Origin of the sequence: Sphingopyxis sp. Root154 (assembly GCF_001427105.1) — a bacterium.
GTDB lineage: Bacteria > Pseudomonadota > Alphaproteobacteria > Sphingomonadales > Sphingomonadaceae > Sphingopyxis.
Genome location: NZ_LMGI01000001.1, coordinates 542,647 through 555,618, shown reverse-complemented (window position 1 = coordinate 555,618; position 12,972 = coordinate 542,647). Strand labels below are relative to the sequence as shown.

Sequence of the window (12,972 nt, the reverse complement as noted above, 5' to 3'; positions counted from 1 at the left end):
CGAGGACGCTGATGGGGTGGTGTGACTTGCCTTGCGTGCTGCCGTGTCCAGGTGCTGTCGCTTGGGACCTTCGCCCCGTACCAACTCAACTTGTTGCACTAACAATCCGCCCGGGCCACTCGGTGGGGACCGGTCAGCTGTATCTCGTGCAATCACATGACTGGAACCTCCCAAATCGATGTCAAAACATCGCACGAGCTCGACAAAAATGCGCGACTGGGATAACTCCATTCTGATCCCGCTTAAACCGCCGTTCGATTATTCATTGCCCACTTTCCGCAAAATGTGGGGGAATATGTGGGGGAGAAATTTCGAGGCGGCCTGCTAAGTATTGAAATTAAAAGCGAGAATTCTCTCGTTCGATACAAGCCCTGCCACCATTTCCCAGATCGCATATCGAACCAGCGACTTTTCGCTGGCCCGCGCGTCTGGGCGGAGGCCGGACTCGATCCCCGATGCGAGCGCAGAAAGACCTTGGGTATTCCGACGTTCAGCGAGCCGCGGGCAAAGTCTTTGCCGACAGCGACCGTGCCAGGCAGCGATGGCGGCAGGATTTCATCCGCACCTATCTCGAACGCGACACCCCGATGTTCGGCCCGCGTATAGCGGCGGAGACGCTGCGCCGCTCCCGGGAACCGGGCGGCATGGTCCATTGCCGAGTGCAACCAGTTCAGCGTCCGGGTTCCTGTCAGTGCGCAAGTTCGAGAATCTGCCCTTCCGATGTCAGTCTTGCGCGAAGCTTGTCGTAGTCGACGTCTTGCACGGCGATCTGGTCGTCGATTGCGATCGATGACGCTGCGGCCGCGGACTGGCCGAGGATCATGAACACCGGCTCCATCCGGATCGAGCCATAGGCGATATGCGACGCCGACAGCGCGACCGGCACCAGCAGGTTCGCGGCTTCGCGTTTCTTCGGCACGATCGCGTCATAGCTGATCGGATAGGCGCGACCGGGGCTGATCTCGATATTGCCCTCGTTGCGCGCGAAGCCGCGTGCGTCGACGATCCGCTGCACATTATGCGAATCCATGTTGTACGAGCCCATGCCGACCGGCCGCGGCGTCGGTTTGGTGCCGCGCAAATGCGGCTCAGCCATCACGAAGTCGGAGACCATGCGGCGTGCCTCACGCACATACATTTCGCGCGGCCAGTGGCCGGTGCCGGTAAACTCGTCCTTGCAGAGGCCCCATTTCGACATTTCCGCGCGGGTCTCGGCGGGCACGCCGGGGTCGTTCGCCATGAACCACAGCAGTCCTTGCTGATAAGTCGTGTGCTCGCGCGCGATCGCGGCGCGATCGGCATCGGTGCCCTCGGGATAACCATAGTTCATGCCGATATTGTCGAACGAGAAGGCGCCGAAATTGTTCGTGTCGGTCTTGCCGTTGGGGATACGGTCGAACTTCCGGAAATAGTCGCGATAGCCGGCGTCCATATAGCGCTTGAGCAGCATGTACTGGCTCGCGTCATAGCCTGCGGGCTTGGGGAAGGGCACGCGGTTCGCTGGCACGTCGGTCAGGCACATGCGATAGGTATAGGCCTGGATCTTGCGGTCGGCGGTGCCGTCGCGGGCCGGGCGTTCGGCGCTGATCCGCGGCACCAGCCCGCTCGAGGGATCGCCGGGCACGCGATACGGGTCGATGTCGAGCGTGAACTGGTGGTTGGTGGTGTTCGCGAGCTGGACGCCGTTGAGCGTCTCGCCATAGGTCGCGTTGCCCTCACGCCCGACGGTGAAACTGATGCCCGCGCCGGCCATCAGGTCGCCCTCATAGGTCGCGTCGATGAAGATCTTTCCCTCGAAACGCTGCCCGGTTTTAGAGCGGAACGCGGTGATGCGATTGCCGTCCATCTCGACGCCGCGCTTCGACCGGTCGAGTGGCTGATTGCGCACGATGGTGACGCCCGCCTGCTTTGCCCAATCCTCGAAGATGCGCTCGGCCACCTTCGGCTCAAACTGCCACATCGCATCGCCGTCGACGAAATTCTCGGCCTGGGCGGGGCGCGGGGCGTGGACCCAGACCGACGGGTCGTCATAATATCGCTTCACCTTGCGGTAGAATTCGAGCGACAGGCCGCCGATCGCGCGATGGTTGCCGGTGTCGGACCAGCCGAGGCCGTTGGCCGACATGCCGCCAAGATAGTCTTCGCGGCACACCAGCAGCACCGACCGGCCGAGGCGGCGCGCCTCGATCGCGGCGACGACCCCGCCCGAGGTGCAGCCATAGATGACGATATCGGCGCGTGGATGCGGCTGGGCGGCCACGGGTGAGGGGATGGCCGCCATCGGCATAAGCCAGGCGGACAGGGTGGCGAGGGCGCGGAAGCGCTTGCGATCCATGGTGATCCTCTTGGTCAGAAGCTGGCGGCCACGCCGAAGAAGATCCGGCGATCTTCCTGTGCGCTGAACGTCAGGCGATCGGGTTCGCCCAGATACTGGCGGTCGATCGCCTTGGTCAGATTGATGCCCTCGAAGGTCAGGCGCAGATTGGGCGTCAGATTGATCTGCGCCGATGCGTCGAGCTGACCGCGCGCGGAGATATAGGTGTTGCCGCCGCTGGCCGCGCCGCCGACCGAGTTCAGATATTTGCTGCGGTAGGTATAGGCCGCGCGCACCGAGAAGATGTCGTCCTCATAATAGCCGATCAATGTGTAGCTATCGCGCGACAGGCCGGGGAGCGGAAGTCGCTCGCCGGTGATCGCATCGACCAGCGGCGTCGAGCTGTCGACATAGGTGTAGTTCGCCTGGATACCGAGATTGTCGAACGGCGCGGGCAGGAAACGGAAGGCTTGCTGATAGGCGAGCTCGAAGCCCTTGATGTCGCCATCCTCACCATTTTGCGGCTGCGATATGTCGAACAGCCCGAACCGCTCGGAAAAGCCGGGAATGAACTCGCGGGTCACGGTGTTCATCGTGAAAGAATCGACCTTCTTGTAAAAGACCGCACCGGTAAGCGAACTCGAAGGCGCGAAATACCATTCGAGCGTGGCGTCATATTGCGTCGCCTCGAACGGCCGGAGATTGGGATTTCCGCGCGAGCCGGTCATGTTGACGGTGTTGGGCACGAAGCTCGCGCTGACCTGATTGAGGCCCGGCCTGGCAACGACCTGCGCCGCGGCCAGGCGCAGCGTCAGATCGTCGTTGAAGTCGATCGATAGATTCGCGCTGGGGAGCCAATAGCTGGAATCGGCCTTGACCATGGTCGTGGCGGTCGGCGACAGAAATCCCTTTGTCGCGCGCGCTGTGCTGACATAGCGCACGCCGGCGTTTCCCGCGTAATGCAGGCCCCTGATGTCGCCTTCGAAATTCCCTTTCACATAAGCGCCGAGCGTATCCTGCTTGACGTCCTTGATCGAGGTCGGGCCGACGGTGATTGTCGTGTCGTAGGGATCGGGCCTTGCAAGGCCCAGCCCGTCGCGCGCGGTCCATTTGTCGAGCGTGCCGCCGAGGAGATCGCGGGGAAAGGCGCCGTCGGCGCCGGGGAAGAAGGCGCCATAATCCTTGCCGTAGTTGAGCCCGGGTAGCTCGTCGACGGTCAGGATGCCGTCGCCGTTCGCGTCGCCGGCCGCGAGCAGGCTGGCCGCGACGGGCAGGTTCTGCGGATCGGCGGCGAGCAGTTCGACGCGCTCGTAGCGCACCCCGGCCTCCACTGCGGACAGGATGCCCCACTCGGTCTGATATTCCCAGTCCAGCCGCCCGTCATAACCTTTGTTCTCGGTCACCGCGTCATAGTCGAAGATCGACAGCAGCTGATATTGCGAGGGGTCGTTCGGGTTGAAATTGGCGTCGATCGAGAGATCCGGCACCGGATTTCCGGCCCTGAAATCATAGCTCGCGTTCGCGGTGTTGCCCGTGCGCGGCACGACCACATAAGCGAACGACGCACCCGGCCCGCCGTCGCTGCCCTTGCCATGGGCATAGGACATGTCGAAGCTCACGCGCGCGCGGTCACCCTCCCATTTCACCGATCCGCCGAGCAGGGTCGATTTGAGGTCGGTCGGCTCGTCATAGATCAGCGGCCGGACGGTCACGCCGGTGAAGGTGCCGGCGACGACCGTGTTGCTCTCGTTTACGGTCGCATCGGTGTCGTTGTTGTTGAACAGCACCTGGTAATTGACGCTGTTCCGCTGGCGCTTGAGGTGGTTGAAGGTCGCGTCGAGGATGATCTCGAGCGTGTCGGTCGGGCGCCACTGCGCGGTGCCATTCACCGTCAGCCGCTGTTCGGCGCGATCGAAGATACGCGCCATGAAGCGGTTCGGGCGATACAGGCCCGGATCGTCCACGCCGTCGCCATTGCCGTCGATCGCGCCGGTCTGTGTCCAGCCGCCGGCATCGAACGAATGACCCTGCGTCTTCGTGTCCGAATAGGCGATGCTGGCGAGCAGGCCGAAACGCTCGCCGAAACTCTTCGAAATCATCGCCGAGCCGCGATAGCCGACATGGTCGGCCTGATCGGCATAGGCGCCCTGGATCCGTCCGGCGGCGACGAAGTCCTTGAGGTCGAGCGGGCGCTTGGTCTTGAGGTTCACCGTCGCACCGAGCGCACCCTCGGGCATGTCGGCGGTGGGCGACTTGATGACGAGGATCGAGGAGATGATCTCGGGGCTCACCGATTCCAGCGCCGCGTTGCCGCCGTTGCCCGGCCCGATATAATTGCGGCCGTTGATCTCGAGCCGGTTCTGCGAAATCCCGCGCACGGTGAAGTTCGATCCATCGCCCTCGCGCCGGCTGATCTGGACGCCCGTCACGCGGCTCATCGCTTCCGCGACATTCTGATCGGGCATCTTGCCGATGTCCTGCGCGGTGATGACGTCGACGATCGACTGTGCTTCGCGCTTGGCGTTGATCGACTCCTGAAGCGACGCGCGGATGCCGGTGACGACGATGTCCTCGCCGGCTTGCGTGTCGGCCGCAGGGCCGGAAGCTGGTTGCGCGGGGGCCTCCGCCAGGCTTGCCTGCGCGACCGCCGTTCGGCGCTTCAGCACGAACGCGTTGCCGACCTTGACCGGGATCAGGTCGGTGCCGGACAGAAGCAGTCGCAGCGCCGCGGCTACGTCCATCGACCCCTTAACGCCATTGACCCGCAAGCCTTCGGTAATGGCCCCGGGCGCGAGGATCTGGATGCCGGCCTGATGCGCGAACATCGGGATGCCGGTCTGCGCGGCCTGGGCAGGAACGTCGAAACGGCGGACCTGTGCGGCCGCCTCGGCGGGCGAGGTCATGCCGCATATGATTGCGGCGGCGGTTCCCAGCAGATGAATACGCGCGTGCGTCAATTCGATCCTCCCCTTTTCATCGGGCGCCCTATTGCCGGTGCGCTCTCGATACCAAGAGTCCGCGCCGGCGGGTTTCCGTCAGGGTAGCGGGTTCTTTTTTCGCGCCAGCCGGATCTCGCCCGGGGTGGTGGTGACGGTGACGTCGAGCGAGGCGGTCAACGTCGCAGCGAAATCGGCGGGGCGGTCGACCTGGAAAAGCCCCACGAGCCGCGCACTCGCCAGATCGGGGTCCGCGATCACCAGTTGCTGGCGATTGTATCGGTTGAATTGTTCGACCGCGCTGCCCAGCGTCTCGTTTTCCAGCGAGATCTCGCCGCTGCGCCACGCCAGCGATCGCTCGATCGCGGCGGGCTCGGTCGCGATTTCGGGCGCGGCCGCGCCGGGCCGGAAGGTGGCATATTGCCCCGCCTCCAGGATCGTCATCGTCCCGCCGCTGTCCGTCGCCCAGGCGGCCACCCTGCCTTCGGTGACGGCGACGCGCACGCCGCTGCCTGTGCGGCGCACCGAGAAGGCGGTGCCGACCGCGCGCACCTGCGCGATGCCGGCATCGACGACAAAGGGGCGCTTGCGATCCTTGGCGACCTGAAACCACGCCTGCCCTTCCTGGAGTGCGATGCGGCGGGCGTCGCCCGCCATGGCGACGCGCAAACTGCTGCTGGTGTCGATCGTGGCAACCGAGCCGTCAGCGAGCGGCAGCCGCCTGATCTCGCCGCGTGCGGTCGTTACGCGCTCGACCATCAGGTGCGGCCAGGCGACGATCCCGGCAATCCCCGCCGCCATCGCGCCGGCACCGCCCGCGAGCAGCCACCGCCGCGTCGGCGCGGTCGCGGGGGGAAGAGCGCACGCAACATCGATAGGCTCGCCCGCTGTCACCGCGCGCTCTGCCACCGCACGGTCGATCGCACTCAATCCCGCCTGCGCGCGGAGCAGCGCACCGGCGTGGCGGCGATCCTGTGCCAGCCATGCCTCGAGCTCGGCGCGTCCGGTCGCATCGAGCGGGTGACGCAGTGCCCAGGCGGCGGCCTCTTCAGCGTGATCGCGCATGCGCAACGCCTCCGTCCGACAATCTTCCCTGTTCGGGTTCCGGCTCGGTGATCAGCTTCAGGATCGCGCGCAGGCTGCGGCTCGCATCATTCTCGACCACCGCCTCGCTCACGCCCATCGCCGCCGCGATTTCCTTTTGGGTCAGCCCTTCGACCCGGCGCATGAGGAAAATCCGCCGGGCGCGCTCGGGCAGGGTGGAGAGCGCCGCCTGTACGCGTTCGAGCTCTTGTCGTGCCGCGGCGAACCGCTCGGGCGAGAGCTGGTCGCTTTCCGCTTCGGCATCGAAGGTTTCCGCCAGCGCTTCGATCCGGACGACGCGTGCATGCTTGCGCTGCCGCTGCGCCAGGTTGCGCGCCATGGTGAACAGATAGGCGCGCGGCGTCGCGACGTGCGCGACGTCATCGAGCTGGGCAAGGCGGCAATAACATTCCTGCACGATGTCCTCCACGTCGGCCGCGGCGACGAGCCGTCGCTGCAGCCATAGCCGCAGGTCGCGTTCGTGCGGCAGGATCTCGCGTCCCACCCACTCGGCTAGCGCCTCGCGTTCCGTCGTTTCGCTCCTCTCACCCTCTAAGAGGCCCGACCGCGATGTTTCCGTCAACCGCGATGCTGAATCAGGTTGTTTAATTCCGCTCGATCCGCCTCCGCTGCGACGCCTGAAGGCCGTCGCTCGCCGTTTCTGGAGATTACCGGTTAAATATCAGTAGGTTAGGCGAGCTGACAGATGTCGAGGACGTTCATGTCGTCATAGTCCTGGTTCTCGCCCGCCATGACCCAGATGAACGCGTAGGCGCTGGTGCCGGCGCCCATGTGGATCGACCAGGGCGGGGAGATCACCGCCTCGCCGTCGGCCATGACGATATGACGCGTGGCGTCGCCCTGACCCATGAAGTGCATCACCCGGCCTTGCGTGGGATCGTCGAGATCGAAGTAGAAATAAATCTCGCTCCGGCGTTCGTGCACGTGCGGCGGCATCGTGTTCCACACGCTTCCCGGCTTGAGGATCGTGAGGCCCATCGCCAGCTGCGCGCTGTCGCACACGCCCGGGATGACGAGCTGATGGATCGTCCGGTCGTTCGCTTCCTTGAGGCTGCCGCGCTCGAGTATCTTGGCGCTGGCGAGCGGCAGCTTTCGCGTCTCGAAGGCGCGGTGGGCGGGCGAGGAGGCGAGGTAGAAACGCGCGCCATCGCCCGAGAAGCGGACGTCTTTGGCGCCCATCGTGACGTAGAGGCTGTCCTTCGCGCCGAGCGGGAACGCCTCGCCATCGACGGTCACGGTTCCTTCGGCGCGGCCGACATTGACAATGCCAAGCTCGCGCCGCTCGAGGAACGGGTGGCCGGCCGCCGACGCGGGTTCCGATTGATCGGGCAGGCAGACGCTCCCGCTCTCGACCAGCACGCCGCCGATTACCAGCCGATCGGCATGCGTATAGTTGAGCACGCATGTGTCGGGGCGGAACAAATTCTGAATGAGATAGCGATCGCGCAATTCGTCATTGGACACGCACGCCATCATGTCGGGATGGGTGGCGTAATAGGTTCGATCGAACATGGCTGCTCCGAAGAAGGACCGGGCCGGCCGGCACCGTTCCGGGTTCAAAAGGCCACGTGCAGTCGTCAGGGCGCGAAAGCGATGACGACTGCACGGGCAGGGGAGGTTCTTATTTCCCTTTCAGGAATACCGGGGGCGTGTAGGCGCCGTTCGTCGCAACGTCCCACACCTCGATGCGCGCCCATTTGCGGCCGCTGAGATCGATGCGCTTTTCGATCGCGCGCGTGCCGAAGGGCGCGGCGCCGGTCAGGTCGATGCGCTCGCGATAGACCTTGGCGCCGTCGCCGCTGACGATCTCCGCGAAGGCGGGCGGGAAGGTCCATTCGATCTTCGCCCGCACCACGGCGTTGCGTCCGAATGCGGCTTCCTCGCCGCTCTTCGCGCCGTCGATCGTGAATTCGGGGATCAGCACTTCGCCGGTGGTTGTGAAGAAGCGGCCGCCGCGCAGCGCGTCGAGCACGCCCTGCCAGCCGTCGGAATAGCGCGGCAATGGCCCGTCAAGCCGGAGATAGTTGATGTTCATATGCGCATAGAGCTCGCTCTCGTCGGAGATCTGAAACACGTCGACCTCGCCGGGGGCGAATTTGCGCTCGGACGGTTTCGCCGCCCAGTTGTTCATGTCGTCGAGCGTGTCGAGCACCCGCGTGCCGAGGCGTGGCAGCGAATAGTCCGACGGCATATTCTTCCACGCACCGCCGAGGAAGCGGTCGCTTTTGAAGAAGGGTGTGTCCTTGTGCTTGTCGGGGAAGCCGTACGAGCCCTTGATCCGTGGATGCGCGGTCCACATCAGCCCCTTCTCTTCCTGCATCAGCTTCAGGACATCCTCCTGCGAGCCGACATGATAGATTTTGCCGAGCTTGGGATCGGTTTCGACGAAGGGCTGCCCCTCCTTGCGGTCGAGCGTCCAATAGACCGGCTTGGGGAAGAAGCTGATCCAGTGCCCGCCGAGCTGGACGTTGGGCTCCTCGCCCGGGAGCAGCAGCAGCTTTTCGTCCGACAGCCGCGCGGTCTCCGCGTGCATCGTCTTGAGCAAGGTCAGCCGGTCGCCGGCGCGATCGAGCGCCTCGCGGCCGAGATGAAGCTCGGCGAGATGGACGATCTCGACGTTCATGTCCTTGAAGCGCTTGACGAAGGCCGGGGACTCCAGCCCGTCGGGTACGCCCGTCGATTGCTGGAACCGCGCCGTGTTCAGAAAGGCTTCGGTGTGTTCGACATGATAGTGGCTGGTGAAGGTGCGGTGCCCGTCGAGCGCCTTGAAACGGTCGCCGCGGGTATAGGCGAGCGCAGCCTTGGTGACGCTGGCGGCGTCGCCACTGTCGGGTAGCAGAAACACGCCCATGTCCTGCGTCGTGCCCGGCGGGGCGTTGACCCACGGCACGTAGCGCCGATCGCCCTCGAGCGTCTGGCGCACGCCGAAGCTCGTGCGCCCGGCAAGGTTGCGGTAATCGTTGCCATACCATGCCGAATTGTCGTTGTTGGCGTAATCGAGCGGGTAATAATATTGGTGCGGCGGCGGGACGACGCCCAGCGACCCGCCCGCGACACCCTCTGCGACGATCATACGGGCGCGTACCTTGGGCGAGACCGCGGGTTTGCGCGATGCATCGCCTTCCTTGCGCACCATCGCATCTTCGGTGTCGGTGAAGGCGATCGAGCGCCACGGCAATGCGGCTGAGGATGCCACGCTGAGCCCGGCATCGAAGGTGTAGGCGGTGGCTGGGCGCTGCGTGGCCATCACCATCGATGCGCGCACCAGCCGCGAGCCCGGATAGATCGTGAATTGATAAGTGCCGGAGAACGGCCCGGCGGCCGCGCCGCCGACGATCACCTTGGTATAGCCGCCCTCCGCGCGCACGGTGATGTCGCTGCGTGCCAGCGTCAGCGGGAAGCTTTCGAACGGCCGTGTCCGCGGATTGTCGAAGAAGACCGTCCAGCCTTCTTTGAGATCGCGCGTGCCGACGGTGACCACGCCGGCCGGATCGATTCCGCCAAGCACCGTCTTGCCGGCGATCGAGACCGCCTCGATCAGCGGCTTGCCGGGATCGAGCGACAAAGCGAGCTGCGCGCGCTCGCCCTGCGCCGAGGGCCAGTCGATCGTCACCGAGTCCTGCGTCCGCGCAACGCGCACGTCGCCGGGCAGCGCCTTGTCGGGCGCGTTGAGAACCGTTGCGGCCCCCTGCGCGTGCGCCGCGCCGGCTGTCGCCAAGCTGCCCGCCGTCAGCGCGGTTGCCAGCGCGAGCGCGGTGAAAATCCGTTTCCTGTTCAAACCATCCTCCTGTTTTTCGTCATTCGCGGTGCCGTCATCGGGGTCAGAAGTTGAAGCGGACGCCGAGCGAGTAGGTCGTGTCGTCGTTCCGCACTTCGCGGACGAAATCCTCGCGCGATTCGAAGTTGCGCGTCTTCTGGCCGGTGATGTTCGTGCCGGCGAGGCTGACCGTGATATTCGGCGTCACATCGTAATTCAGGCCGAAGTCGAGTCGCCCCGCGGCGCGAATGCCGTTGAGCCCCACGGGGATCGAGACCGGCCGGAGCGAGAGGCCATTGGTAATATCGCCGTCGAAATATTTGGAGCGATAGGTGTAGATCATCCGCGCCGAGATGCCGTATTTCTCGTAAATCAGGCCGATGTTGTAATTGTATTTGGAGACGCCGAGCAGCGGCAGGCCCTCAAGCCGGTCGCCGGGGGTCGTCACCTCGCTGTCGATGACTGTGAAGTTCCCGATCACGCCCGCGCCATCGAGCCCTTCGGGAAGGAAGTCGAGGAACAGCTGGCCACCCACTTCGACGCCCTTGATCTTGGCGGAACCCAGGTTGCGGGGGGTCGAGATCACATATTGCAGGCCGTCGATCGTGCGGACCTCGGTCCCGTTGATGATGCGGTCGGTGATGTCGCGATAGAAGCCGACCACCGAGACATAGTTGCTGCGGCCGAAATAATATTCGAGCGACGCATCGAAGCTGTCGGCCTTCTGCGGCCGGAGGTCGGGGTTGCCGCCCGATCCGGAGTTCTGGATCGTGTTGACGTAAGAGACGACATAGCTGAGGCCGGGGTTGAGCTGGCCGAAGCTGGGCCGCGACAGTGTCTTCGAGTAATTGAAACGCGCCTGGAGGCCGCCACCGAACTCGATGCGTGCGCTGGCGTTGGGCAGCAGATCCGTGTCGCTGGTCGACCGATTGACCAGCACGACGCGCGACGTGCCCGTCGCCGGATCGGTCACGCGGCCCGACCCCGCGATGTCGCGGTCGGTGCGGGTCAGGCGGGCGCCAACCATGCCGTCGACCGAGATCGCATCGGTCAGCGAGAATTTATATCCCGCCTGCAGGAAGCCGGCATAGCTTTTTTCCTGCGCATCATAGTCGCGCGTCGGGTCGAAGGCGGGCGTATCCGGCGAGATGCGGTATAGCGTCCGCAGCTGCCGCTTGATCGCTTCCTGCGTCAGATATCTTGGGTCGATCTGCAGGAAGGATGCGCCGTCATTCATTTGCGGCACCCCGGGAGCCTGCGACAGAATATCGGTGGGGAGGCCGGCGCTGGCCAGCGGGGTCGCGAACGAACCGCCGGGTGCCGGCGGGCCGCCGAGATACTGCTCGAACCCAGCCTTGCGCCTCGCGACGCGAACGCCTGCCTGGACATAGTCGAGGAACCCGTCGAAGTCGTATTTGGCGTCGCTCATGACCGACCACAATGTGCCGCGGCTACGGTTGATGTCTTCGGTCATGCCATTGACGAACGCCAGACCGGCCGGGTCGTTCATGGGATTGCCGGGCATCGTTGCCTGCACCTCGTGATTGTTATCGCGGACCTGGACCAGTTCGGCGATGCGCTTGCCTATATCGACGCGAAAGCTGTTGTTCCTGTTGGTCGAGGTTTCATAGGAGATGTCGGTATTCCAGGTGAGCGCGCCGATCTCCTTGTTGAAGCCGGTGGCGATCACATAGATGTCGGTGCGCGCCTTGTTGGCGACGGTTGCGGTATAATATTCGAGGTTGCGCGCCGTGTAGCCGGTGGCGTTGCACAGCTGGCGGATCGTGCCGGTGCCCGTCGGATTGGTCGGGCTGCGCACATTGCCCGAATAATAGCCGTCGGGTCCGACCGCGAAATCTTCGCAGGTATCGCCGGCGGTCGCTTCAAACGACGTGCCGGTGAAGGCGCGGAAGGTCGGGCGTGCCTGATAGACGTCGCCACGATAGCCGGCGAACAGGCCTTCGACATAGATTTTGGTGTCGGTGTCAGGCGCCCATTCGAGCGAGAAATTGGCCTGCGGGCGTTCGTATTTGCCGAATTCGATCGCCGCGGCGAAGCCGGTGGGCGAGTGCAGGTTCTGGGGCGAGCCGGCGGGGCCGGCGCTGGTCGCGCGTGTCCAGTCGTTCCACGCGACCGGCCGGGCATATTTGTTGCGTTGATAGGAGACGCTGGCCATCGCCGCGATCTCGCCTTCGCCTGCGTCCCAGCGGTTGGCGACGAGCAGGCTTACCGCCGGATTATAGGTATTCTTTGAACCGGCCTCCTGCAGATAGGTCGCCCGCGCGCTGCCCGCGATCGTCAGCTCCTTGAAGTCGAGCGCGCGGCGCAGGCGCATATTGACGCCGCCCGCCACGCCGCCTTCGAGCCGTTCGGCCGAATTGGACTTGTAGACGTCGACGCCGGCAAGCGCTTCGGCCGGCAGATCCTGAAACGAGAAGCCGCGACCGACACCGGTGAAAATCTCGCGTCCGTTGAGCGTGGTGATGATGTCGTCGAGGCCGCGAATGCGCGCGCCGACGATTTCGTTGTTGCCGCCCACAACCACCTGCACCCCTGGCACGCGCTGGAGCGCCGACGCGGTCGTCATGTCGGGAAGCTTGCCGATATCCTCGGCGACGATCGAATCGACCACTGCGGTCGACTCGCGCTTGATCTCGGCGGCGCGGGCAAGGCTCTGGCGGATGCCGGTGACGACGATGTCCTCGCCATCCTGCGCATCACTTGGCGCCGTAGCCACGGCTGACTGATTTGCGGACGGTTCGGCCGCCGGCGCGGTTTGCGCCTCTGCGATATGTGCGCCGCTGGCGAGCGCAATCAGCGCCACGGAAGCGCGAAGACTAATCTTCAATGGACCTCTCCCT

General features: G+C 64.5%; 7 protein-coding genes. All 7 read right to left on the bottom strand.

What is annotated here, in order from left to right:
* Positions 1 to 688: 688 nt before the first annotated feature.
* The 7 genes from ASD73_RS02425 to ASD73_RS02395 all read right to left on the bottom strand — a co-directional run bounded on the left by ASD73_RS02425 (position 689) and on the right by ASD73_RS02395 (position 12,959).
* On the bottom strand, positions 689 to 2,335 hold the full coding sequence (locus tag ASD73_RS02425) for an FAD-dependent oxidoreductase (protein WP_056369440.1): 1,647 nt from the start codon (positions 2,333 to 2,335) through the stop codon (positions 689 to 691).
* Positions 2,336 to 2,349: 14 nt separating this feature from the next.
* Entirely contained in the window at positions 2,350 to 5,271 is a 2,922-nt protein-coding gene (locus ASD73_RS02420; RefSeq protein WP_235534084.1) for a TonB-dependent receptor, read from the bottom strand.
* Between the two features lie 78 nt (positions 5,272 to 5,349).
* Positions 5,350 to 6,315: a FecR family protein gene (locus ASD73_RS02415; RefSeq protein ID WP_056369442.1), complete on the bottom strand. Its 966-nt coding sequence runs from the start codon at positions 6,313 to 6,315 to the stop codon at positions 5,350 to 5,352.
* Positions 6,299 to 6,838 (bottom strand): RNA polymerase sigma factor, encoded by a 540-nt coding sequence (locus ASD73_RS02410; protein ID WP_056369444.1) that lies wholly within the window; start codon positions 6,836 to 6,838, stop codon positions 6,299 to 6,301. The genes ASD73_RS02415 and ASD73_RS02410 overlap by 17 nt, the downstream gene beginning before the upstream one ends.
* A gap of 185 nt (positions 6,839 to 7,023) precedes the next feature.
* Positions 7,024 to 7,866 carry a 5-dehydro-4-deoxy-D-glucuronate isomerase gene (gene kduI, locus ASD73_RS02405; protein ID WP_056369446.1) on the bottom strand — a complete coding sequence of 281 codons (843 nt, stop codon included), beginning with the start codon at positions 7,864 to 7,866 and terminating at the stop codon, positions 7,024 to 7,026.
* A gap of 109 nt (positions 7,867 to 7,975) precedes the next feature.
* The gene (locus ASD73_RS02400; RefSeq protein ID WP_056369448.1) at positions 7,976 to 10,132 is read right to left on the bottom strand and encodes a hypothetical protein; all 2,157 of its coding nucleotides are present in this window, start codon (positions 10,130 to 10,132) and stop codon (positions 7,976 to 7,978) included.
* 43 nt (positions 10,133 to 10,175) lie between these two features.
* A complete protein-coding gene (locus ASD73_RS02395) occupies positions 10,176 to 12,959 on the bottom strand; it encodes a TonB-dependent receptor (RefSeq protein ID WP_082521315.1) in 2,784 nt (927 codons plus the stop codon).
* Between the last annotated feature and the right edge of the window lie 13 nt (positions 12,960 to 12,972).

Excerpts from the sequence above, each read along its gene's own strand:
- kduI (WP_056369446.1), bottom strand. The coding sequence starts at position 7,866 with ATGTTCGATCGAACCTATTACGCCACCCATCCCGACATGATGGCGTGC.
- ASD73_RS02425 (WP_056369440.1), bottom strand. The coding sequence starts at position 2,335 with ATGGATCGCAAGCGCTTCCGCGCCCTCGCCACCCTGTCCGCCTGGCTT.
- ASD73_RS02415 (WP_056369442.1), bottom strand. The coding sequence starts at position 6,315 with ATGCGCGATCACGCTGAAGAGGCCGCCGCCTGGGCACTGCGTCACCCG.